At 63.6% G+C, this 23,631-nt stretch carries 22 protein-coding genes and 2 riboswitches; of the genes, 9 read left to right on the top strand and 13 right to left on the bottom strand.

Annotated elements, in window-relative coordinates:
• Window positions 1-70 precede the first annotated feature (70 nt).
• The 7 genes from JMY29_RS04700 to JMY29_RS04670 all read left to right on the top strand — a co-directional run bounded on the left by JMY29_RS04700 (window position 71) and on the right by JMY29_RS04670 (window position 5,946).
• Window positions 71-793 carry a hypothetical protein gene (locus JMY29_RS04700; protein ID WP_018779588.1) on the top strand — a complete coding sequence of 241 codons (723 nt, stop codon included), beginning with the start codon at window positions 71-73 and terminating at the stop codon, window positions 791-793.
• Entirely contained in the window at window positions 790-1,497 is a 708-nt protein-coding gene (locus JMY29_RS04695) for a hypothetical protein (RefSeq protein ID WP_018779587.1), read from the top strand. The genes JMY29_RS04700 and JMY29_RS04695 overlap by 4 nt, the downstream gene beginning before the upstream one ends.
• A 237-nt stretch (window positions 1,498-1,734) precedes the next feature.
• Window positions 1,735-2,550 (top strand): amino acid ABC transporter substrate-binding protein, encoded by an 816-nt coding sequence (locus JMY29_RS04690; protein ID WP_189076040.1) that lies wholly within the window; start codon window positions 1,735-1,737, stop codon window positions 2,548-2,550.
• Complete coding sequence (locus tag JMY29_RS04685) at window positions 2,551-3,210, top strand: amino acid ABC transporter permease (RefSeq protein ID WP_018779585.1); 660 nt, start codon at window positions 2,551-2,553, stop codon at window positions 3,208-3,210.
• The gene (locus tag JMY29_RS04680) at window positions 3,197-3,985 is read left to right on the top strand and encodes an amino acid ABC transporter ATP-binding protein (RefSeq protein ID WP_018779584.1); all 789 of its coding nucleotides are present in this window, start codon (window positions 3,197-3,199) and stop codon (window positions 3,983-3,985) included. Before JMY29_RS04685 ends, JMY29_RS04680 begins: the two co-directional genes overlap by 14 nt.
• Before the next feature lie 14 nt (window positions 3,986-3,999).
• The gene (locus tag JMY29_RS04675) at window positions 4,000-4,911 is read left to right on the top strand and encodes a hypothetical protein (RefSeq protein WP_189076041.1); all 912 of its coding nucleotides are present in this window, start codon (window positions 4,000-4,002) and stop codon (window positions 4,909-4,911) included.
• A 3-nt stretch (window positions 4,912-4,914) separates the two neighbouring features.
• Entirely contained in the window at window positions 4,915-5,946 is a 1,032-nt protein-coding gene (locus JMY29_RS04670) for a hypothetical protein (RefSeq protein WP_189076042.1), read from the top strand.
• A 48-nt stretch (window positions 5,947-5,994) separates the two neighbouring features.
• Here JMY29_RS04670 and JMY29_RS04665 read toward each other — a convergent pair whose 3' ends face one another.
• The 10 genes from JMY29_RS04665 to JMY29_RS04620 form a co-directional block, all read right to left on the bottom strand.
• On the bottom strand, window positions 5,995-9,024 hold the full coding sequence (locus JMY29_RS04665) for an alpha-mannosidase (protein ID WP_189076043.1): 3,030 nt from the start codon (window positions 9,022-9,024) through the stop codon (window positions 5,995-5,997).
• Window positions 9,025-9,197: 173 nt separating this feature from the next.
• Entirely contained in the window at window positions 9,198-10,061 is an 864-nt protein-coding gene (gene fdhD, locus JMY29_RS04660) for a formate dehydrogenase accessory sulfurtransferase FdhD (RefSeq protein WP_189076044.1), read from the bottom strand.
• 1 nt (window position 10,062) lies between these two features.
• Window positions 10,063-12,369 (bottom strand): FdhF/YdeP family oxidoreductase, encoded by a 2,307-nt coding sequence (locus JMY29_RS04655; protein WP_189076045.1) that lies wholly within the window; start codon window positions 12,367-12,369, stop codon window positions 10,063-10,065.
• Window positions 12,370-12,399: 30 nt separating this feature from the next.
• A complete protein-coding gene (locus JMY29_RS04650) occupies window positions 12,400-13,743 on the bottom strand; it encodes a molybdopterin molybdotransferase MoeA (protein ID WP_018779578.1) in 1,344 nt (447 codons plus the stop codon).
• Entirely contained in the window at window positions 13,740-14,636 is an 897-nt protein-coding gene (locus tag JMY29_RS04645) for an NTP transferase domain-containing protein (RefSeq protein ID WP_189076046.1), read from the bottom strand. Before JMY29_RS04645 ends, JMY29_RS04650 begins: the two co-directional genes overlap by 4 nt.
• Before the next feature lie 42 nt (window positions 14,637-14,678).
• The gene (locus JMY29_RS04640) at window positions 14,679-15,179 is read right to left on the bottom strand and encodes an HNH endonuclease (RefSeq protein ID WP_039240018.1); all 501 of its coding nucleotides are present in this window, start codon (window positions 15,177-15,179) and stop codon (window positions 14,679-14,681) included.
• A 216-nt stretch (window positions 15,180-15,395) separates the two neighbouring features.
• Entirely contained in the window at window positions 15,396-16,178 is a 783-nt protein-coding gene (locus tag JMY29_RS04635; RefSeq protein ID WP_064723379.1) for an NlpC/P60 family protein, read from the bottom strand.
• Window positions 16,179-16,272: 94 nt separating this feature from the next.
• The gene (locus tag JMY29_RS04630; protein WP_237567108.1) at window positions 16,273-17,004 is read right to left on the bottom strand and encodes a C40 family peptidase; all 732 of its coding nucleotides are present in this window, start codon (window positions 17,002-17,004) and stop codon (window positions 16,273-16,275) included.
• Window positions 17,005-17,008: 4 nt separating this feature from the next.
• A riboswitch (cyclic di-AMP (ydaO/yuaA leader) is annotated at window positions 17,009-17,170 on the bottom strand.
• A gap of 145 nt (window positions 17,171-17,315) precedes the next feature.
• Complete coding sequence (locus tag JMY29_RS04625; RefSeq protein ID WP_018779573.1) at window positions 17,316-18,152, bottom strand: M23 family metallopeptidase; 837 nt, start codon at window positions 18,150-18,152, stop codon at window positions 17,316-17,318.
• 4 nt (window positions 18,153-18,156) lie between these two features.
• Window positions 18,157-18,397: riboswitch (cyclic di-AMP (ydaO/yuaA leader) on the bottom strand.
• A gap of 195 nt (window positions 18,398-18,592) precedes the next feature.
• Complete coding sequence (locus JMY29_RS04620) at window positions 18,593-19,288, bottom strand: metal-dependent transcriptional regulator (RefSeq protein ID WP_189076047.1); 696 nt, start codon at window positions 19,286-19,288, stop codon at window positions 18,593-18,595.
• 302 nt (window positions 19,289-19,590) lie between these two features.
• On the opposite strand from JMY29_RS04620, the gene serC reads away from it, so the two are divergent.
• A complete protein-coding gene (gene serC / locus JMY29_RS04615) occupies window positions 19,591-20,721 on the top strand; it encodes a phosphoserine transaminase (RefSeq protein WP_189076048.1) in 1,131 nt (376 codons plus the stop codon).
• Between the two features lie 92 nt (window positions 20,722-20,813).
• Here serC and JMY29_RS04610 read toward each other — a convergent pair whose 3' ends face one another.
• From JMY29_RS04610 to JMY29_RS04600, 3 genes are read right to left on the bottom strand one after another with little or no spacing between them, the layout of a single operon-like run.
• Complete coding sequence (locus JMY29_RS04610; protein WP_018779570.1) at window positions 20,814-22,124, bottom strand: MFS transporter; 1,311 nt, start codon at window positions 22,122-22,124, stop codon at window positions 20,814-20,816.
• 43 nt (window positions 22,125-22,167) lie between these two features.
• On the bottom strand, window positions 22,168-22,788 hold the full coding sequence (locus tag JMY29_RS04605; RefSeq protein ID WP_018779569.1) for a DUF3027 domain-containing protein: 621 nt from the start codon (window positions 22,786-22,788) through the stop codon (window positions 22,168-22,170).
• 8 nt (window positions 22,789-22,796) lie between these two features.
• Window positions 22,797-23,180, bottom strand: a complete 384-nt coding sequence (locus tag JMY29_RS04600; RefSeq protein ID WP_011773749.1) for a cold-shock protein — start codon at window positions 23,178-23,180, stop codon at window positions 22,797-22,799.
• Window positions 23,181-23,404: 224 nt separating this feature from the next.
• On the opposite strand from JMY29_RS04600, the gene JMY29_RS04595 reads away from it, so the two are divergent.
• Window positions 23,405-23,620, top strand: a complete 216-nt coding sequence (locus JMY29_RS04595) for a hypothetical protein (RefSeq protein WP_055973402.1) — start codon at window positions 23,405-23,407, stop codon at window positions 23,618-23,620.
• The last annotated feature ends 11 nt before the right edge of the window (window positions 23,621-23,631 follow it).

Here is a 23,631-nt window from a genome sequence, read left to right as displayed (position 1 = left end):
AAAATCGATCTGTACTCCCACTTACCGCAATTTGCCGGTTTGCCGCGCCCCACATCACAGAGAGTTCCACATGCCCTTACAGTCCAAGGCGTTCCAGCGCTGGCTTCATGGCGTTGCGCCCGATGCCAGCACGGCGGACGTCTGCAGGATCGCCGGCATCAAACGGACAACCCTGGCCCAGCAGCTGGTCCGCGGCAAGGTGGCCGAGTCCACGCTGGTGAGCATCAGCCGGGGCTTCAACATCAACCCTGTGCAGGCCCTGGCCACTTTCGACCTCTACTCCGATCTCCGCGGCGACCCCGTTCCGCCCACGGGCTGCGAACTGGTCAGCCAGGTTGCCACGATCGATCTTCTGCGTGCCGTAGTGGAGCGCAGCGAGCCCGGCTCCGCGCCCGTGGCCCGCCTTTCGGAACCACCTCACCCCACCTCCGTGCGCAACTGGGTGGACGCAATCGACGACGGCGAGTTGCGGCACCGGGTCAGCGACACCACCGGCATCGCGCCCCAGAATTTCTCGGCCCACCTGACAGCCAACAGGCTTCCGCCGGAGCTGGCGATTGCCACCTCCCGTGCGGCCGGGGTGGGACCGGCAGGAGGGTTGGTGGCCGGAGGACTGATCACCGAAGCCGAAGCCGGCTGGCCACCCAATGCACGCCGGGAGGCCTTGGACGCAATGTCCCAAAGTGCACTGGTGACCCTTGCCGGTGAGCGGCTGCTGGCATTGGGAAAAACCCTCCGCCGCCAGGAACAAGACCACGAACGAACTGAACGAATTTGGGAGAACCTCGGATGACGGCTGTCCTGCCCTGGGTCACGCTGGCAGTTTGCCTGGCGATTACGATCGCACGGATTCCGAGCGCACTGCGTGGGGAGAACCGCGTTGTCTTCTACATCTTTTCGTTGATCTCACTGAGCATCTTCATCAGCATCGAGGCGCCCTACCTTGTCATCGACGGCTGGCTTGGCGGGATGAACGTTGGGAACCTGATTCTGCGTTTCCTGCTGTATGCGACGTTCTTCTTCATGGGCATCAAGATCGCCACCGCGTTCGGCTCCCAATCGGCAGTGCGGGCCATCCGCGGGCCACTGGGTATCACGGTTGCCGCAATCGTGGGCGTGCTGACCATCTACTTTTTCCTCATCACCGACACCCGGGGCTCGTCGGCGGGGATGAGCGGGCTGGTGTGGGGGCCGTCGTTGGAGGCCTATGCCTTTATGGGCCGCTTCTACCCGGGATTCGTTGCTGCCTGCCTGGTGCCGGCCATCTGGCGCACGGTGGCGAGCCAGGCGCCTGTGTTGCTGCGCGTCGCCTCGGGCCTGCTCTTGCTGGGACTTTCGTTGCTTTTGCTGTCACAGCTTTTTCCGCTGATCCCGTTTTCGGAGGCCTGGCTGCGGGTGCTGATCAACTACTCCGCAGCCATGTTCACGTGCATCGGATTGGCCGGAATCTGGTTCTCGAAAGCAGTTGCGCGTCGAAAACGGCGTCTCTCAGCGTAAGACTTTCACAAAACCATTAGATCGTGGCACAATCATGAATGTGTGAACGCGGCTGCAGCCTGACACCGGAATCAGAGAACGGGTTTCCGGTGGATGTGGCGCCCACGGGATCACAATTGGGGGGATGAGTGGTGGCCGGCTGTTGGGGACCGCCCCCACTCAGCCTTTTTAACGCACCTTTACCTGGCACTGGTGTCCACCGCCGTGCCCGTTCCCTCCGGTGACTAAGATGGCTCCATGAACAGCCTCCGCACCCGACGTTCCATCCTTGCCGCCACCTTGGCTTCCGCTGCCCTCGCTCTTTCGGCGTGCGGTGGTGGCTCAACGCCGGCGCAGTCCGGCGGGGACACCTCCCTCTCTGACGTGAAGTCCAAGGGCGAACTGGTAATTGTCACCGAGGGCACCTACCGCCCGTTCAGCTTCCACGCCGAGGGAGCCGGCGACCTCACCGGATTCGACGTCGAGATTGCGCAGGCCGTCGCCGGGAAGCTCGGCGTCAAGGCGTCTTTCCAGGAGACCCAGTTCGACGGCATCTTCGCAGGCCTCGACTCCAAGCGTTTCGATACCATCGCCAACCAGATCTCCATCAACGACGACCGCAAGGCCAAGTACGAGTTCTCCACCCCGTACACGATCTCCACCGGCGTAGTGGTCACCAAGTCGGACAACTCCAGCATCAACAGCTTCGCCGACCTCAAGGGCAAGACCACCGCCCAGTCCCTCACGAGCAACTTCTACAAGATGGCCGTGGAAGCCGGCGCCAATGTCCAGGCCGTTGAAGGATGGGCCCAGTCCGCCACGCTGGTCCAGCAGGGTCGTGTGGACGCCACGGTGAACGACAAGCTCACCTACCTGGACTATGCCAAGACCACTCCCGACTCCGGCTTGAAGGTGGCAGCCGAAGCACCGGACAAGACTGAGAGTGCCTTCGTCTTCCGCAAGGGTTCCAGCGAGCTCACCAAGGCCGTGGACAAGGCTCTTGAAGACCTCCGCGCGGACGGAACCCTGGCGAAGATTTCGGACAAGTACTTCGGCGCGGACGTCACCAAATAGATGAACTGGGACCTCATCTGGAGTTCCTTCGGACCACTCATCACCGGCGCCGTGACAGGGACCATCCCCCTGACACTGGCTTCCTTCGCCTTTGGCTTGTTGCTGGCCTTGGTAGTGGCCCTGATGCGCCTGAGCCCCAACCGGTTGTTGTCCGGCATTGGCCGGTTTTATGTCTCGGTCATCCGCGGCACTCCCCTGCTGGTGCAGCTGTTCGTGATCTTCTTCGGACTGCCCAGCATCGGTGTGCGGCTTGATCCGTGGCCCAGTGCCATCATCGCGTTTTCGTTGAATGTGGGTGGTTACGCCGCCGAGATCATCCGCGCCGCCATCCTTTCCGTGCCCAAGGGCCAATGGGAAGCCGGGCACACCATCGGCATGTCCAACCGGCAGACGCTGGTACGGATCATCCTTCCGCAGGCTGCCCGGGTCTCGGTTCCACCGTTGTCCAACACCTTCATTTCCCTGGTGAAGGACACGTCCCTCGCATCACTGATCCTGGTCACCGAACTGTTCCGGAACGCCCAGCAGATCGCCGCTTTCAGCCAGGAGTTCATGGCCTTGTACCTGCAGGCAGCCCTGGTCTACTGGGTGATCTGCCTGGTTCTGTCCACGGCGCAGTCCGCGGTCGAAAGAAGATTGGACCGCTATGTCGCCCACTGATCCGTCATCCATGGTCCTGGAGGCAAGGAACCTCGCCAAGGCCTTCGGCAGCAACACAGTATTGCGGGACATCGATATCACCATCCGCCGCGGCCAGGTGGTGGCCCTGATCGGGCCTTCCGGCTCCGGTAAGACCACGGTCCTGCGTTCGCTCAACGGCCTGGAAGTTCCCGACGCCGGTACGGTCACCTTCGGCAGCGGCGATGCCTCAAGCGGGCTGGCCATTGATTTCGGGGCCAAGGTGGGCAAGAAGGAGATCGCAGCGCTCCGCGACCGCAGCGCCATGGTTTTCCAGCACTACAACCTGTTCCCGCACATGACGGTGCTCAAGAACGTCATCGAGGGGCCCGTCCAGGTGCAGAAGCGGCCGAAGGCGGAAGCCATAGCCGAGGCCGAGCGGCTCCTGGAACGCGTGGGCCTGGCGGACAAACGCGATGCCTATCCGTTCGAGCTTTCCGGCGGCCAGCAGCAGCGTGTTGGCATCGTCCGGGCCCTCGCCCTCAAGCCGCAGCTCCTGCTGTTCGACGAGCCCACGTCCGCCTTGGACCCGGAGCTTGTGGGTGATGTCCTGGGCGTCATCAAGGAGTTGGCCGAGGAAGGCTGGACCATGGTGATCGTGACGCACGAACTCGCCTTCGCCCAGCACGTTGCCGACGAGGTGATCTTCATGGACGGTGGAGTCGTGGTCGAACGTGGCCCGGCCGCCGAGGTACTGCGGGCGCCACGGCAGGAACGTACCAAGCTCTTCGTGAAACGGCTCCAACACGACGTATAGCCTTTTTCAAAAATATGGGGGATCAGACTTTGGAAGAGACCAACAAGGACTCCGGGCGCAGCAATTCCCGGCGTACAGGCATCATTGTTGTCGTGGTGGTCCTGGCCTTGGCCGCCGGGGGGGTCGGCGCCTGGTTCGCCTTTCTCCGGCCAACCGGAGTGCAGCGCGCGGACGTGGAGCGGCTGGACAAGCAACGGGGCATCGTGGATCGCTCCATGAACCTTTACGACCCCTTGCTTGAGGAGTTCACGGCACGGTACACCAACGTGGTCGCCGAGGAAGAGGGCGATCAGGAAAAAGAGCAGGTGTTCACCCGGGAAAGCGATGTGATCAAACGCGAGTCGGCCGCCAACACCGGCAGGCTCGACGCCATGGCCGCTTCTCCCGTGGCGCAGGAGCCGGAGATTGCCGAGGCGTTCCGGCGGTTCAAGGACCAATACGTAGCGGTGATCGCCTACAACGACCAACGACTTATCAATACGGCCAACATCACCCGTTCTGTGGGTGGACCGTGCGCCCCGCTCCACAGGGACCTGAACGTCAGCGGTGGCGACTATGCGCAGGCGTACGTCAAGACGGCCGATTCCTGCCTGCTGGCCTTGGCAGGTGCCAAGGACAAGGCAGATGCGGACACGGTCCAACTCCTGCAGGGGATCGAAGGCATCGTCAAAGGACAACGCGACAAGCAGCAGGAAGTCCTGGACGCGACGGATGACCTCGGACGCCTCGCCAAAAGCACCACCGCGGGAGTGGCCTTGCTCGACATCAATGATGCACTGAACAAGGTCCGCACCACGTATGAGGACGCCGTGAAGGCCAGCTCAACCAAACTCGTCGACGACGCAAATGCCGCCAATGCCGAGCTCGAACGTGTCCTGAAATCCCGGCTGGACCAGTTCAAGGCCTCCGGCCAGGAGGGGAAATAGACCATGACCTACGAGAACCCCGGGGTCACCCCCGAACCCGCCCGCTCACGCCGCCGCCCCGTCATCCTGGTGACCTGCATTGTCCTTGCCGTGCTGGCGATCGCCGTCAGCGCCCTTGTGGCCGTCAACAACTTCGCCGGACAGCAAAAGGCCGAAAGCCTTTCCGCGTTGAAGGGAGACCGCCTCAACGCACTGGGCGACGCCAGGGGCAAGGTCCAGCCGGCAGCCAATGCGTACCTGGCCGCCTACAAGAAGGCCCGGAACGCCCCTGCCTCGCGGGACCAGGCCGTGAAGGACAGCCAAAAGGAAAAGGACGAATTCCAGCAGGCATCGAAGTCCGCCCGCTCTGCCCTGCAGGAGCTGAAGTCAGGGAATGACTCCGTCGACACTCCCGTCGGCGTCGCTGTTCACCAGCTGGTCGAATCCCACGAGGACTACTTTGACTACATGGAAGGCCTGGTGGAGTCCTACCCGCAATTTGAGGGCCTCTTCCGCGATGACGACGCGGCCCGATGCAACGGCCTGTTCGTCGGCTCGAAAGCATCCACCCTCCGGGAACGCCAAACCCTGCTTGCCCAGGCCGCGGAGCCTTGCCGGAAGGCGGCAAGCGATCTGTTGCAGTCAAAGAACAATGCCTACGTGGAGTTCGCCCGGACGTTCGACAACAAGGTAGCTGAGCTGCAGGAACGCGCCGAAGTTACGGCCAAGGGCGAAGAAAACTACGCTGGGTTTGTCCGGCTCAAGGACGACCTCGTCAAAAGGGCGGATGATGCTGAGGCACGCAACGCCCCGGAGGCGGAAGTGCAGAAAATTGCCGATGACGCCAAGGCAGTCAACGCCCAAATACGTACAAACCGCTCCGAGTTCGACTTTGCAGCCAAGCGCTACCTGGCCGGAGTGAAGGAGATGCCCTCCACAGTGGAGAATGTCTTTTCCAAAGAGGTCTCAGCCGACATCAAGCACTTCGACGCGGTGATCCCGGCCAGGGAGCAGATCCTCAAAGACACGATCGACGTCGAGTTGACCACCAAGTAGGCAGTCGTTGAGGGCCCTGCACTTCCGTGCGGGACCCCCAACCGCCTACTACCTGGAAAAACGCAGCGTGACCAGCTGGAACGGACGCAGCACCAGGCTGGCAGTGGAGTCGTCCTTCACCGTCACGCCAGGGGCGTCGGTGGCGCGCTCCAGCAAGTCCGTGGCAGTGGCTCGCCTGGCATCGAAGCCAGGCTTAACCAGGGCAACTGACCGCTCCCCCAGTGATTCGTAGAGCCGCACTATGACATCACCCGAACCGTCCTCAGCCAGCTTCACGGCTTCGACCACGATTGCCGGGTTGGATACGAGAACCACTGGGTCCACCGCATGTCCGCCGGTAACGAACCGCGGACGGAGATTAGTGCGGTAGCCCTCCTCCACGGCGTCGGCGATTGCGGCGCCGGGCCTGATGGACAGCTCGAGCGTGTGCTCGCCCCTGTCTGCTTCCGGATCCGGGAAACGGGCCGAACGCAGCAGCGAGGTGCGGACCGTCGTCGTAGTTCCGCCGTCGTCGCGGACCGCCCTGGTGACGTCGTGTCCGTAACTGGAAGCGTTGCTGATGGCCACGCCGTAGCCGGGTTCGGACACGTGGATCCAACGGTGCGCGCAGATCTCGAACTTCGCCGCTTCCCACGAGGTATTGGTGTGGGTAGGCCGGAAGACATGGCCGAACTGGGTCTCCGAGGCCGATCGGTCCGCCCTGACGTCCAGGGGGAAGGCGATCTTCAGCATCTTCTCCCGTTCCTGCCAGTCCACCGTAGTGGAGATCCCCAGCGACCTGGCGCCGGCGTCGAGCGTCAGGCGTTGGGTAATGGTTGAGCTGCCCACCGCGCGCTTAACCACGACGACGGCACCGTTGGGTGTCCGCTCCAGCTCAATTCCTTCTGCCTGGGTCAACGGAGTGACGTTGCGGCGGTAGAACTCCTCGATGTCCCAGGCGTCCCATTCATTGGGGGTGTCCCGGAACAATTCGAGCAGATTGCCGGCCTGCCCCGGAGCGATGGCTTCCCTGCCGCTGGCATGGTCCACCACGGAGGTCAGGAGGCCGTTTGCGTCCACCACAACCCGGATCAGTCCGTTATCCAGTACGAAACCATCGCCGGACTGGTCCACCTCAACCACGGAATCGTCCTGGCTGATCTTCCCGATGCCAAGAGCGGGCACGCCATGACGCTGGTGCGGAGCGGCGTTGAGCAGGAACTCCTCGGTGCCCTGCCCTGCCAACGCCTGGGCCGCGTGGGTGATGATCCGTTCAAGATCGCGGGAAATGGCCTCATAATTCCGCTCGGCATCCTGATGGACCCACGCGATGGAGCTGCCGGGAAGGATGTCATGGAATTGCTGGAGGAGAACCAGCCGCCACAGCCGCTTCAGTTCCTCGCGGGGATACTCGTATTCGTTGCCCAGCCGGACAGCAGCCGTGGTGCACCACAGCTCAGCCTCGCGAAGGAGGTGTTCGCTGCGCCGGTTGCCCTTCTTGGTCTTGGCCTGGCTCGTGTAGGTTCCTCGGTGCATCTCCAGGTACATCTCCCCCACCCAAACGGGAAGGTTGGTGTACTCGGCTTCCGCTTTGGTGAAGAAGTCCTTGGCCGTGCCCATCCGGACCTTCGGTGAGCCTTCCAGGTTCTCCGTGCGGTGTGCCGCAGCCACCATTTCGCGCGTGGGTCCGCCACCGCCGTCGCCGTATCCGAAGGGCACCAGCGACATGGTGCCGCGGCCGTGCTCACGGTAGTTGCGCTCGGCGTGCGCCAGCTCGCGGCCATGAAGCTCGGCGTTGTAGGTGTCCACCGGTGGGAAGTGGGTGAACAAGCGGGTGCCGTCAATGCCTTCCCAGGAAAAGGTGTGATGCGGCATGCGGTTGACCTTGTTCCAGGAAATCTTCTGCGTGAGGAACCACCGGGATCCCGCTTCCTTGACGATCTGCGGAATCGCGCCGGAATAGCCGAAGGAATCGGGGAGCCAGGCTTCCCGGCATTCGATGTCGAACTCCTTGAGGAAGAAGCTCTTGCCTTCCACGAACTGCCGCGCCATGGCCTCGCCGCCGGGCATATTGGTGTCCGATTCCACCCACATGCCACCCACGGGGACGAACTGGCCGGCCTTCACTTTCTCGCGGATGCGCACAAAGAGCTCGGGGAAGTATTCCTTGATCCAGGCCATCTGCTGTGCCGAGGAGCAGGAGAACACAAAGTCCGGATCTTCGTCCATGAGCGCCACCACGTTGGAGAACGTCCTGGCGCACTTGCGGATGGTTTCGCGGACAGGCCACAGCCAGGCTGAGTCGATGTGTGCATGGCCCGTCGCCAGGAGTTCGTGGGCTGAGGCATACGCGGGACGGCCCAGCACCTCCCTGAGGGCCTCACGGCCGGCTGCGGCGGTTCCGGCGACGTCGTCCGGGTCCATGATGTCCAGCATGCGTTCGAGGGCGCGCAGGATCTCGTGGCGGCGGGGCAGCTCCATGGGCAGCTCATGCATCAGGCCGGTGAGCGTCCAGATGTCCTGGTTGAGTTCCCAGACGGTCTCGTTGAGCTCGGCGATGGCGATCCTGCCAAGGCGGTACCGTGGCTCATCGCCGGAAGTGGCCTTGTCCCCGAGCGGAGTGGGGGCAAAGGACCAGCCCTGCGCCACATCCGGGTTGGCCGCCGCTTCCACATAGAAGTCAACGGATTGTCCGCCACCCAGCAGCTTCAGCGGAACGTGGTAATTCCGGGGCGATATTGCTTTGATGATGCTTCCATCGGCACGCCAGGCAGTTCCTTCGCACTGGAATCCCGGGACGTCGCTGTTGAAGCCCAGATCCACGATGATCTCCACAGCGGTGGCATCGGACATGCCCCAGTCCGGCGGAACCTCGCCCTGCAGACGCAACCACTTGGTGCTCCATGCCTTACCCCAGGGCGCCCCGGGCTCCTGCGGTGTGAACAGTTGGCGCATCGCTTCTGCGGCCGGCACCGGTTCTCCGGGTACATCCCAGCTGCTGAGTTCAAGCGGTATCGCCCTGCCGTAAATGGCCGGAAGAATGCGGTCCCGAACAAATCGGTCGAGACGCTGTTCAGTGATCCGGCGGTCGTCGTGCAATTATTTCCCCTTTGGGCGTTGGCTGGGCGGCCAGGCTTGGTGACCCGGCCCCGGCGTGCTTGGCGTGGACGGCATTTATGGTTTTCGCCGCGCTTCCAATCGATGGATAAAATCTACGGCGTTCGCGGACAATAGCCAAGTGATTGGACACTATCCCCAGGCACCCACCAGCTTTAACCTGGCTGCCCGACTATCCGGTCCCGGCCGGCGTACACGTTCAGGCTCGATCCCCGGCTGAAGCCCACCAAGGTGATGCCGGACTCCACGGCAAGTTCAGCAGCAAGGCTGGAGGGCGCGCTGACCGCGGCCAGGACGGGGATCCCGGCCATGGCCGCTTTCTGCACCAGCTCAAAAGATGCCCGCCCGGAAACCTGCAGCACGGTACCGCGCAAGGGCAGCTTGCCGGCGCGCAGTGCCCAGCCCACCACCTTGTCCACCGCATTATGCCGGCCGACATCTTCCCGGAGGCACAGCAGCTCGGTGGTGCCGTCGTCGTGAATCCGGAAGAGTCCGGCAGCGTGGACGCCGCCCGTCTTGTCAAAGACCGCCTGTGCCTCGCGGAGCCGGTCCGGAAGTGCGGCCAGCGCCGCCACGGGGATGGTGACGTCGTCCTCCTTGGGGCTGTGGCGGGAGGACTTGCGGACGGCCTCGATCGAGTCCGTGCCGCAAATGCCGCACGAACTGGACGTGTACACGTTCCTGCCCGTGTCAGGGCGGTCCACGTCAGGACGGAGCTGGGCATCCACGACGTTGAATGTCTGAACCCCGTTCTCGTCCTCCCCCGAACAAAAACGCTCGGAAATCAGCTGCGAAGGCTCCCACACAATGCCCTCCGACACCAGGAAGCCCGCCACCAGGTCAAAGTCGTCCCCCGGGGTCCGCATGGTCACCGAGAAGGACATGTCTCCAAGCCGGATTTCCAGGGGCTCCTCCACCGCCAGGACATCTTCCTTGAAACGGACGGGATGCTCCAAAGCCTGGGGCGAACCGTCAAGGACGAACTTGTGCACCTTGCGGCGTTGCGTCACGCGTCCCACGTCAGGATCCGTTCTCCTCATGGTTTACAAAGCGCACAGTCATGGCCTTGTAACCGGGGGTGTTTGATTCCCGGGCCACCAGCTCACGGTGCACCAGGGCATTGGCTTCCGGGAAGTACGCCGCAGCGCATCCCCTGGCGGTCGGGTAACCGATGAGCCGGAACTTGTCGGCCCGGCGCTCGGTTCCGGCGAAGGTGGAGATGACATCCACCAGATCACGGTCATTGAAACCCAGCTCCGTCAGGTCGTCCGGGTGGACCAGGACCACCCGGCGCCCATCCGAGACGCCACGGTAACGGTCATCCAGGCCATAGAACGTGGTGTTGTACTGGTCGTGGCTGCGCACGGTTTGCAGGATCAGGTGGCCCTCGGGCGCTTCAAGGTACTCCAGCGGCCGCACGGAGAACCGGCCCTTTCCGATATCCGTAGCAAAGGTGCGGGAATCACGGGGCGGGTTCGGCAGTACGAAGCCGTTCTTTGTCCGGACCCTTGCGTTGAAGTCCTCAAATCCAGGTATGACGCGCGAGATGTGGTCCCGGATCACGTCGTAATCCTCGGCCATGGCCCGCCAGTCCACGCTGTGGTCGTCACCGAAGGTGGCCTGGGCCATGCGGGCTACGATCACGGGTTCGCTGAGCAGGTGTTCGGAGACCGGTTCCAGCCTGCCTTGTGTCTTATGGATGACGGACATGGAGTCTTCCACCGAAAGGAACTGCTTGCCTTTGGGGTGCTTGTCGTCCGTGTCGGTCCGCCCCAGTGTCGGCAGGATCAGCGACGTCCGGCCATGGACAATGTGGGCGCGGTTGGGTTTGGTGGAGATGTGCACGGTCAGCCCGGCCCTCTTCAGGCCCTCCTCCAACGCCGCCGTGTCCGAGCCGGCAGCGGCAAAGTTCCCGCCCATGGAGACGAACACGTCCACGTCTCCCTTTTCCAGGGCGTGCTGTGTTTCCACGGAGTCGTAGCCGTGGTCCCGGGGCATGTGGAAGCCGAATTCCTGGTCCAGGGCAGCCAGGAAGGATTCCTTGGGTTTCTCCCAGATCCCCATGGTGCGGTCGCCCTGCACGTTGGAGTGGCCACGAACCGGACAAGCACCAGCGCCGCGCTTGCCGAAGTTGCCCTGCAGCAAGAGCAGGTTGATGATCTCGCGCAGCGTGTCCACCGAGTGCGGCTGCTGGGTCAGCCCGAGCGCCCAGCAAATGACCGTGGCCTTGGAAGCTGCCATCATCCCGGCAACCTTGGTGATCTCCGCGCACGAGAGTCCGGTGGCCCGTTCTGTCTCAGCCCAGTCCAGCACGGAACGCGCTTCCCGGTAGGCGTCAAAGCCTTCGGTCTGGCTCTCGATAAAGGAATGGTCGACGACGGTGCCCGGGTTGCGCTTCTCTTCCTCCAGGAGCAGGTGGCCCAGGGCCTGGAACAGCGCGAGGTCGCCACCGACCTTGATCTGGAGGAACTCATCGGCAATGGTGGTGCCGCCACCGATCACGCCGTTGAGGGACTGGGGGTCCTTGAAATTCAGGAGTCCGGCCTCGGGAAGCGGGTTTACGGCCACCACTTTGCCGCCGTTGTTCTTGCAGTCCCGCAGGGCGGACAGCATCCGCGGATGGTTGGTGCCCGGGTTTTGGCCCACTACCAGCACCAGCTCCGAGTGGTGGATGTCGTCCAGCGAAACAGTGCCCTTGCCGATCCCGATGGTGGGGTTCAACGCACTGCCTGAGGACTCATGGCACATGTTGGAGCAGTCCGGCAGGTTGTTGGTGCCCAGGCTTCGTGCGAACAGCTGGTACATGAAGGCGGTCTCGTTGGCTGTCCTGCCGGAGGTGTAGAACACACACTTATCCGGGGTGGTGGCATTGATGTGTTCGCCGATCAAGGCGAAAGCATCGGTCCAGCTGATCGGTGAGTAGTGCGTGTCCCCCGGCCTGATGACGACAGGCTCGGCGATGCGGCCCTGGCTGCCCAGCCAGTACTCGGTTTTGCCTTCCAGTTCGGCAATCGGGTGCTCAGCCCAGAATCCGGCACCCACTGTACGGGTGGTGCTTTCCTCGGCGATGGCTTTGGCGCCATTCTCGCAGAACTCTGCCGGGCTCCGCCTGCCGGTGATCGATTCCGGCCACGCACAGCCGGGGCAATCGAAGCCGTCATGCTGGTTGACCCGCAGCATGGACCGGACAGTCCGGGTTACACCGGCTTGGGCATAACCGCGCTCGAGGGCGACCGTGACGGCCTTGACACCTGCTGCGGCTCGTTTGGGCGGATGGATTTGCAGGTCATCTTCATTGATGTCCTGTTCGGGAGCGTGCCTGTTCATAGGTCCATCATTGCATCTTGCATCCTGCGGTCAGGCGTCCAGTCCGCTCCAATCGACAGGACCAGCGGGAGCCTTGCGCGGAGGCCGGGCCTGCGTCTTCCGCGGTTTGTCCTCCGGCGGCTTCGGCGCGGGCAACGGCTTCGCCCAGGGCAAAGGGAAAGCAGGGACCAGTTCCCCCAGCTGGACTCCATGGGGAGGCACAATCATGACCCCGTCAGCGCCGGCCAATCCCCGCATCATTCCCGGACCTGTGTGCTGGGCCGGCGACGCCAGGCCATAGACCAGCCTGAAGGGCATCAGACGCGTTCGCCCCGGATCAGCATCGATGGTGGTGCCGCACGGCACTTCTCCCACGTCAGCCGGGCGGGCATGCCCGAGGGCTGCAAGCAACGGCGCCCCGACAGTGAAGAGAGCCATCATCGCGGCCAAAGGGTTGCCCGGCAGCCCCACCACGAACCTTCCATCAGGAAGTTCCGCCAAAACGGCCGGGTGCCCTGGCCGCATCGCGATGCCATCGATCAGCAGGCGGCCGCCGAGTTCGGCCACGGCCCTCCGGAAGTGGTCCGTTCCGGAGCGCCCGGTCCCGCCGGTCGTGATGACGACGTCGGCCGGCGGCTCTGTTTCTGCGTCCGGTCCGCCTGGTTCCGGCTCAGTATCCTGAAGCGCGGCCATCCATTCCTCGTAGCTGTCACCCACCCGGAGTTGTTCGCCGGCGATTCCGCCCAGGAGTTCCACTACTGCACCTAATTGTGGCCCGAAAGTGTCCCTGACCTGACCCGGTTGCGGGATGCCGCGCTCCACCACTTCCGAGCCTGTCAGGAGGAAGCGGACCAAGGGCTTTCCCAGAACATCCACGTGATCCAGGCCGGCAAGGGCCGCTAGGGCAATGTGCGCGGGGTTCAGGCGTGTTCCGGCCTTGAGCAGGACGTCACCTTCGGCCGCTTCTTCTGCGGCCTTGCGGATGTGCTGGCCGTTGCGGGGCTCCCCCGGCTTGGCGGCGCCGCCAAGCGCGAGAACCGGCAGACCGTCGTCGTCGGTGGTGATGATACCGCTCTCGCTTCGCAAGACGGCCTTGGCGCCGGGCGGAATGAGTCCGCCGGTGACTATCGGGCTCGCTTGGTGGGGCGCCAGACGCTGACCGGGTTCACTGAGGATCCACGGGCCGCTGCCGTTCACTGCCCATCCATCCATCGCGGAGGAGGCGTAGTGGGGCATGTCCTGGATAGCCAGGGCATCAGAGGCCAGGGTACGGCCAAGGGCTTTTGCCAGGGGAACCGGCCCCGGGGGTATGGGCGTGGCGGCGTCGAACGCGCGCTGCCGGGCTTCCTGCCATGTGTGTGCCGCGTGGTGGCCCTCGCCGGGGGCCTCCGTCATTCGGCGTCAGTCCCGGTCTCCGAGTACTCCTTGGCGATTTTGCGGGCCAGGTCCAGGGCCGCTTTCATGGAGGCGTCATCGCTGGCCTGGCCAATACCACGGGCCATTCCCGCCGCGAAGCCTGCAATGAAGGTGGTGAGCGGCGCGGCCGGGCGAACCACCGAATGCGCGGCCACTCCTGCCACGGCCAGTACCTCGTTGATGTCTATTTCCACGCCCTCAAGCTCAAACGCCTGCAGCAATATGCGGCACCAGTCCTCGAGCGTTTCTTCCTGGCTCTTCACGTCCGCCTCCAACTCGTAGTCAATACCCAGCACCGCGGCGTCCTCCCACGTATCCACGTCGTCTGTGGACCCCGCGGGGACGTCAACGTCCAGCAGGTTCAGCCTAGCAAGCAGCTTGAACACTGAAGAGTTCGTTAACCCGGAACCCCGGATGGCCGAGGCCACCTCCCGGTCCAGAGCAGCCGTGCTGTAAATGCCCAACAACGGCTGCTTCCGCCCGTCAGCGGATACCGCCATGACACCCTCTACCCCGGGGTGCCCAGCGAGCACTTCCAACAGGCGGCCGATCCCCTGCGATGCCTTGGGCATATCGCAGGCCAAAACCAGTGTCCAGGGGGATCTCATCCCGGCCGTATCAAGTGCCGACAACCCTGCGGCGATCGCCGCTGCCGGGCCCGCATAGGCCGGCTCCTCACGCGCGAGCAGCACGGATCCGGGCAAATGCACTCCGTGCTCGCCGGGACCCACCACTACGGTGGCCGCAGCAGCCCGGGCAGCCTCCAGTGCGTGCGAAAGGAGGGTGCCGCCGTCGTACTTCAACGTGGGCTTGGGCACGCCACCGAGGCGGGTGGCCCTGCCACCCGCCAAAACAACGGCGTTGAACTCCATCCGCCCAGCGTACCCGGACGGCGGGAGGTCAGCAGAAATCGATCAGGCAGCGGATTCCGGCAGAAGGAACGGGTCCCAGTCCGGCGCAGGTTTCTCGAGTTCTTTGATCTGCCACATGGTCCCCTGGGGCACACCGGGTTTGAAACGGAGTTTCCAGCCCATTTCGGCAAGCGTGTGGTCGCTCTTGGCGTTGTTGCATTTCAAGCACGCCGCAACCAGGTTTTCCCAGGAATCCGCGCCGCCCCTGGACTTGGGGTGGACGTGATCTATGGTGTGGGCTGTTTTCCCGCAGTAGGCGCAACGGTGACCGTCGCGGCGAAGAACCCCGCGGCGACTCACGGCAGTGATCTTGTTGTACTTGGGGCGGATGTAGCGGTTAAGGAGGATCACGGAGGGGCGTCCGAGAATCTCCTGTGGCCCGACGACAGGCTCGTCGCCTTCGGCCACTACGCTTGCTTTCCCAGTGAGCACAAGGACCAGCGCCCGGCGGAATGTTATTACCGCCAGCGGTTCATATCCAGCATTCAGAACGAGTGTGCGCATGCACGTACCTCTTCACGGCCGCACCCGTCAGGGGCACGAGGGCCGGCTGCCCTCTGCATGTACGGGCTGTGGATCGACAACACAAGGGTAAGCACTTATATGCCGTATCAACGAATTTATTTGTCGTTTCGCTCACAGTGTCGGCAAAAGTTCACGCGTGATTAAAGCAAAACACCCCGCAGGCATCTGCCTGCGGGGTGTTCCGGGAGCTGATTGTCAGCCGTTGACGCGGATGAAGACCGGGCCGGAGCCGACGTTGACGCTGAACAGTGCCGTGGTGGATCCGTTCCATCCACCGTGGACTGCCATGCCGTTGCCGACGTACACAGCAATGTGTGCCTGTCCGGCCAAACCGCCGTTGGCGTAGTAGGCGAGGTCCCCGGGCTGCGCTTCTGCTGCACTCACGGTGCGGCCCAGCGAAAGGTAACCGGCGGGCCAGTCGTGGAAGTGAATTCCCACTGCTGCCAGGGAGTTGGTGACCAGCATGGTGCAGTCCTGCGTGACACCGAGCTGGGCGTACGCGGCGGCAGCAATTGCTGCACCGAGTCCGCTGGACGCAGCCGGAGCAGCGGGTGCAGGGGTGGCAGTGCTGACGGCCAATGAGGCGTTCGTGGCCGGAGCCGCGGTGGCGGTGGACTTGGTCGATGCCTTGGCCTCAACCTTTGCCGGAGCCTCTTCAACCACGGGAGCCGGAGCTTCCACGGTGGTGACCACGGGACGCTCGTAAGAGATGGCAACCGTGGAGTCCGCAGCGATGGTGGCCTGGGCAACAGACTGGACATCGAGGGCGGACGTCGACGTCGATTCGCGGTCGACATTCGTCTCAGCAGCATTGGCAGCGATACCGCTGGTCAGCACCAAGCCTGAAGCTGCGGCGATGACTGCTGCCTGGCGGCCGACGCCACCGGCGTTGACGGTGACGGCCTTTGCGATGACGGCAAGCGAGCTGGTCTTGGGGGCCTCAGCGCGGTGCCGTGCAACTTTGTGTGCACTGGTCATTGTTTTCTCTTTCGTATCCGCAGGCAGTTGGGGTACCTGTGGGTAGTGGGTCAGCTGGCAGGGGTACGTCAGCCGGCCCCGAATCGGGTTGTTTCTAGCGGAGGGTGAAGAACGAAGACGTGCCGGTGGAGGCCACGGAGTGCAGCAGGGTTCCCTGGCCCGGGTTCAAAGCACTGATCATCATGCCGTTGCCGACGTAGATGCCTACGTGCGCACCGCCGTTCTGCATGACCAGGTCACCGGGCTGGGGGGCGCTGGTGGGCTTCATGGCCGTCCAGGCGTTGACGCGGGGGATGCTGATGCCGGCCTGGGCGTAGACCCACTGGGTGAAGCCGGAGCAGTCCCAGCCGCTCGGAGTAGTGCCGCCCCATACGTAAGGCGAGCCGATTCCTGTGTAGGCAATCGCTGCGAGCCCGGATGCTGCCGCGCTGGAGGCGGACTCCTTGGCTTCGGAGGACTGGGCAGTGACTGCAGTGGCTTCATCCGCCGTGCGCTCTGTGACCAGGGCCGCACGCTGGACAACCTTGGGGGCTTCCTTGGTGGCCACGACGGGGCTCTCGAAGGAGACGGTGGCTGTTGGCTCTGCAGTGACCACTGCGGTGGCAGCCAGCTGCTGGGTGCTGGAGACTTCCGAGGTGGAGACGTCGGTGTCAGCGGCGTGAGCCGGCAACCCGACAGTAAGGACGAGGCCTGAGGCTGCTGCCAGCACGGCGGCCTGGCGGCCAACGGTACCGGCGTTCGAGGAAACAGCCTTCGAAAGAGTGTTCAACGGGTTCGAACGAACCGATTCAGCGCGATGGCGCGCAGGGGTAGTGCGTGATGACACGTAGGTAGCCTCTCCCAATGCCTGCGAGGTGAGCTGTCGGATTCGGATGGGAGTCATCCGGCCGCGCTGCTTCACTGGGAAACTTTGCGACTTAACCCCAAGGCCTTCATTCGAAGACCAGAAGTGGTTCCCCCGCCCCTGCCAGACGATTTTGCGAACGGACCTCGAGTGGTGGCAGAGCTAGGCAATCCACTCAAGTGCACCGGCCCCCTAAAAAGCCGATGCGCTCTGAAGGTTATAACAATTGAAAGCGAATGTCACATTCAGGTCACGAGGCCTGTCATCAATGCGAGAGAGCACCATCAACTGGCTTAGAGCCAGCCCATGGGGTCAACGACCTCGCCGTTGACCTGTACTTCGAAGTGGAGGTGGCAGCCGGTGGAGGCGCCTGTGGTGCCGCTCAGGGCTACGGTGTCCCCGCGGTTGACCGTCTGGCCCACCTGGACGTTGAAGGACGACAGGTGGTTGTACGTGGTCTCCAGGCCGTTGCCGTGATCCACAACCACACGGTTGCCTCCGCCGTACTCGTGCCACCCGGCAAAAGTCACTTTGCCTGCTGCAGCTGCATGCACGGCAGTTCCGCATTGTGCCACGAAGTCCTGGCCGCGGTGGAAGTCGCCGGTGCCGCCCGTGAGGGGGCTGACGCGGTAACCGAAGGGGGAAGCGGTGGTGAGCGTGTCGAGGGGGCTGCCCAGGGTGCCCACGGAAGAAGCACGCTGGATGCTGCCGGCCGACTGGGCGCTGAGCAGTTGCTTCAGTTTTCCGTCAGGGTCCGCAGCGGTGGCTACAGCTGCGCGGCTGAAGTCGATTTTGGCTGATGCTGCCGCGGAAACCTCGGGCTGGCTTCCCACAGTGCCGCCAACGGCCAGGGCAGATTCGGACTGTCCCGATTCCGAGGTGGCCATGACGGGGCTGGTGGCCGGCAGGCCGACAGTCAGGGCAAGTCCGGTGGCGGCAAGCGCAACTCCGGCCTTCTGCCCGACGCCACTTGCTGCGGCGAAGTCGGCAACCTGGCGCAACGGGCTCTTACGGCGGCGCACCTGGCGTTCGGTGTCGCGGGGCCGGATCTCCGTTACGACGCGGGCTGGCCGCAGCTCAGTAGCGGGGCCGGACGCACGGCGGCGGCCCCTGACGTTCTGCGATGTCAAACTCTGTTCCTCTCTGAAAAGCCTGCGAAGTTAGCTGTCGGATTCGGGTCAGAGAGTTCAAAGACCCGGTCCGCACGAAGCGCTCACGGCACACAGGTATCCAAGGAGGGACTTGCATCAATGGGCACTTCTGCTGCGGACTTCACCCCAAGGCTGCTTCTTTAGACAGCCGCTTGTGGTTCCCCCGCCTCTGCCAGTGGTGATGGTTCACCCGATCCGCTGGCAGAGCTCGGCTCCGGATCAGGTAACGCTTTGGTATCAGCGCTAGTAGATAACTATAGGGGATTAAGGCCCTTGGTAATAAATTCGTTATCAACAGAAAGACGCCTGCGGCGGCGGGCCCTTATCATCAATTTCGAAAAACCGCAGGTCACACGCGCGCCAAAGCCCCTCAAAGTGAGGTTTGACACTGCCGGGAGGGTTGTCGGACCGGAAGACTGTCAGTTGAGGGACACGAAGACGTGCGCTGCAACTTCAGGCGGGAGCTCCAAGGCTCCTTCGATGCCGGGCACCCGGACGGAGATGTACTCGCCCACGCGCTCGAGGGAGACCGGCGCCCCGGGCCGGATTCCACCCTCATCCAACTGGGTGAGCAGTTCCGGCTCCACCTGGATGGGCTCGGCCAGCCGCGTGACAACCACCCGGGAGTCGGAGGCGTAGCCGTCCATGGCCTGCAGGAGGTTCACGTCGATCCGGGGGAACTGTGTTCCGGCCAGGCCTCCCAGTGCTTCCAGTCCCGGAATCGGATTTCCGTAAGGTGACTCGGTGGGATGCTCAAGCAGTTCATAGAGCCGGCGCTCCACGCGCTCGCTCATCACGTGCTCCCAGCGGCAGGCTTCATCATGCACGTACGCCCAGTCGAGTCCGATGACATCGGCCAGGAGCCGCTCCGCCAGACGGTGCTTCCGCATGACTTCGGTGGCACGCTTGCGTCCGACTTCGGTCAGCTCCAGGTGGCGGTCGTTGGACACAATCACCAGGCCATCGCGCTCCATCCGGCCGATGGTCTGGGAGACCGTGGGGCCGGAGTGCCGCAGGCGTTCGGCTATGCGGGCCCTGAGAGCCACAATGTTTTCTTCTTCAAGCTCCAAAATGGTCCGAAGATACATCTCAGTGGTATCGATCAGATCCGTCATCCAGCTCAGCTCTCCTCGAACGCAGTTCTTGCGTAATCTCCACCGTACCGCGTCCCATACCGGGGTGGGCGGTGCCACCGCCACCCTTCGAACGCCAACCCCCAGCCTAGCTTATTTGGAATTACTCCGGATAATTCCGGACCCATTGCGGTCGCATCTTGTTCGTCCGCGTTCCACGTGGCGGACTATGACAGGGGCAGGTTCCTGCGCGCGGGCCATGTCAGGCAGAATTGGGGTGTCGAAGGGGCAGCTGACGCCACCTGCCACGACCCATCTTGAGCCGATACCCTTTGGAGCCACACGTGAGCGACAACAGCATCACCATACCCGCCGACCTCCTGCCGAAAGACGGACGCTTCGGCGCTGGACCGTCCAAGGTCCGCCCGGAACAGCTCGAGGCCCTGTCTGCCGCTGCCACCACCATCCTGGGCACCTCCCACCGGCAGGCTCCCGTCAAGAACCTGGTGGGTTCCGTCCGGGAGGGCCTGAGCCAGTTCTTCCGCGCCCCCGACGGCTACGAGGTTGTCCTCGGCGTCGGTGGTTCCACCGCGTTCTGGGACGTCGCCGCGTTCGGCCTGGTGGACAAGAAGGCCCAGCACCTCTCCTTCGGCGAGTTCGGTTCCAAGTTTGCCGCCGCCACCAACAAGGCACCTTTCCTTGATGCGTCCTCCATCATCAAATCCGAACCCGGCACCCGTCCTGCCGCCCAGGCAGAAGCCGGCGTTGACGTGTACGCGTGGCCGCAGAACGAAACCTCCACCGGCGTCGCGGCTCCCGTAAAGCGGGTCCAGGGAGCCGACGAAGGTTCGCTGGTCCTGGTGGACGCGACCTCCGCCGCCGGCGGCCTGGACGTCGACGTCTCGGAGTCGGACGTCTATTACTTCGCGCCGCAGAAAAACTTCGCCTCCGACGGCGGCCTGTGGCTCGGTCTTTTCTCCCCCGCCGCGTTGGAGCGGGCCGCCCGCATCAAAGCCAGTGGCCGCTGGATCCCTGACTTCCTGGACCTCCAGACAGCCATCGACAACTCCAAGCTGAACCAGACGTACAACACGCCGTCGCTCTCCACCCTGGTAACGCTGGATGCCCAGGTGCAGTGGCTGAACAGCAACGGCGGCCTGGACTTCGCCAGCAAGCGCACGGCAGATTCGGCCAACCGCATCTACTCATGGGCAGAAGCTTCCGAGTACGCGACGCCGTTTGTCGCCAACGCCGAAGACCGCTCCAACGTCATCGCCACGATCGACTTCGACGATTCGATTGACGCCGCCGCCATCGCCAAGGTCCTGCGGGCCAACGGCGTGGTGGACACCGAGCCGTACCGCAAGCTTGGCCGCAACCAGCTGCGCATCGCCACGTTCGTGGCCATTGAACCGGACGACGTCTCGGCCCTGCTCGCCAGCATCGACTACGTGGTGGGCGAACTGAAGAAGTAACTCCCCCAAAAAAGGATCGAACGGAGCCGCCTGGGTCATGCCCGGGCGGCTCCCCCGTTTAAATCCCCCACGTTTAAATCCCCCAAGGCGCCTTAGCGGACCGGCCCAGGGCCGCCGTCGCCATCCTCAGTAACCGGACCGGACAGCAGCGACTCCACCCGGAAATGCCGCAGGCCGCGGGCCCTGCGATCGAAGCGGAGGCGCAGCTGCTTGGCCCTGATGATCCACACCAAACCCACGACGGCGGTGCTGACGCCGGCTACGGCCGCGACGCCGACAGCCCAGCGCGGGCCGCCCACATTGGCCACCCAGCCCACCAGCGGAGCGCCAATTGGTGTGCCGCCCATGAAAATAGCCATATAGAGGGACATCACGCGGCCACGCATGACTGCCTCGGTGGTGGACTGTACGTAACCGTTGGCGCTGGTAATCAGGGTCAAGGCGAACAGGCCACAAGGGACCAGGGCGAGCCCGAACATCACGGCGTTGGGAGCCAGGGCTGCGAGGGCACTTGCCACGCCGAAACCACCGGCTGCAGCGAAGATCAGCCTAAGGCGGGGCCGGCCACGGCGCGCGGCCAGCAGCGCCCCGGTCACTGAGCCGATGGCCATGACGGAGTTCAGCAGCCCGAATGCGCCTGCATCCATGCCGAACTGCGTACCCACCATGGCTGCGATGAACAGCGGGAAGTTAAGTCCGAAAGTGCCCACGATGAAAATGGCCACCAGGACCACCTGGATATCGGGCCGGCTCTGCACGTAGCGCAGCCCTTCCCGGATTCGTCCCTTCCCGGCGGCGGCACGGGGTTGGGCACGAAGCGACGACACCGGAATCAGCTTCAATGCCACAAGCATGGCCACGAACGAGACCGTGTTGATAAGGAAAACCCAGCCGGGGCCCACCACCACCGTCAACACGCCCGAGACCGCGGGTCCGATCATGCGTGCCACGTTGAACGAAGCGCTGTTGAGGGCCACCGCATTGGACAGGTAGTCGTCGGTAACCAGCTCGGAGACGAACGTCTGGCGCACCGGCGCGTCCAGGGCAGTCACGATTCCCAGGAGCAACGCGAAAATGTACACGTGCCACAGCTCAGCCACCCCCAGCAATACCAGGATGCCCAGGCCGGTACTGAGCAAGGCCATGGCTATGAGCGTGATGAACAGCAGCTTGCGGCGGCTGTAGCGGTCAGCCAGCAGGCCCGCCCAGGGCGCAAGGAACAGTTGAGGCCCCAGTTGCAGGGCCAAGGTAATGCCCATCGCCCCGGCGTCATGCGCTGTCAGGTGGTCAAACACCAGCCAGTCCTGGGCTGTGCGCTGCATCCAGGTCCCGATGTTGGATATCAGCGCACCGAAGAACCAGATGCGGTAGTTGAGGATTCCGAGCGACCTAAACGTGGACATCAGTGTCCGCCATCCATTGAGTCACCCAGTGTTTCCGCAATGCTTATTCAGCCCCGGCTTCGTCGCTGTCCACAGCGATGTCTTCGTCCCCGGACTCGTCCGGTTCGTCGTCGTCTTCGGCGGCCGGGCCGGTTGCCTCGTCTTCGGCAGCCTGCACGGACTCTTCGGAAACGTCACTTTCTGTCTCCTCCACCAAGGGCGTCTCGTCCTCGGGCCGGACACGCTTGGCCCAAGGCACCCACTCCGGCGCCAGGATGGAATCCTCGGAAGGCAACAGCCCGAGCTCACTCACAGTGACGATCTTGGAACGCGAGTTGCGGGTCACCACGGCATACCACTGCCAGCCGCCGTATCCGGCAAGCCTGGACTCAAACAGGTGGGTGACCACTCGGTCACCTTCGGATTTGGCGCCAAGGTGCGCGCCCACCTCGCCCGGTTTGGCGATGCCCTCCACAGCCTCACGGGCAGTATCGACGGCGGCTGCCAGGAAGGCGTCCGGCTTGCCTGTGCGCCACACGGGCAAACCGGCACGCGGCTTGGTGGCCGTGGGCTTCCGCGCGGGAGCTTCCCCGTTGCCAGGAGCCTGGGCACCACGAGGACCTGCCCCGGCGTTATCCAGGACATCCTGTGCGGGCGTTGTTTCCTGTGCGGATTCCGAGGTCATGGCCGGTCCTAGGCTTCCAGCTCGTCGGCAACCTTGCGCAGCGCCATGCTGATGGCCTTGGCCTTGTTGCCATCGGGGTACTTGCCGGAGGACAACGAACCGGAGAGGTTGTCCAGGACGGTGACCAGATCCTGCACCATCGGAGCGAGGTCCCTGGCATTCATGCGCTTGGCCTTGGCAATCGACGGAGTCTTCTCCAGGACGCGAAGTCCCAGTGCCTGGGCACCGCGGCGGCCGTCGGCGACGCCGAACTCCACGCGGGTACCGGCCTTGAGCTCCGTTACGCCCGCAGGCAGGGACGTCTTGGGCAGGAAGACTTCCTGGCCGTCTTCAGCTGCGAGGAAGCCGAAGCCCTTTTCCTTGTCATACCACTTGACCTTGCCGGTAGGCACGTAATCAACCTTCTTCGTTCTTGCTGTGGGAGACACGCCGGGCCGTTACCGCATCCGCAGATAGCTACGGGATCGAGGGTGACAGTCCGGTCCGTGTTGGTCTGTTCCTTCAAGGTTATCCTGCCGGACCCCCTAATCCCGCTTTGTCGGCCATGCACGGGCAAGCTGCGGCTTCATTTCCTGCGGCGCGCAGCCCCGGACTGTCTGCTGCTAGCGTTGAAGGCATGACTTCCCCGGGTTACCGCCGCCCCCTTATGATTGCCGCCGTCGCCATTGCCGCCTTTTCCCTGGCAGCTGTTGCGGTGGTCATAGCAGTGGCATATTACGGTGGCGTGGCACCCGTTTGGGTTACCTCCACTGCCCTTTATGGTTTGCCTGTGGCCTTCACGCTCGCGATGGTCCTGATGCTGGACGCAGTCCGGCAACGCCGCCGGCAGTAGGGCGGCCGGCC

The organism is Paenarthrobacter nicotinovorans (genome assembly GCF_021919345.1).
GTDB lineage: Bacteria > Actinomycetota > Actinomycetes > Actinomycetales > Micrococcaceae > Arthrobacter > Arthrobacter nicotinovorans.
The sequence above is the reverse complement of the archived record's forward strand: the minus strand, read 5'-3'. Positions and strand labels throughout refer to the sequence as shown.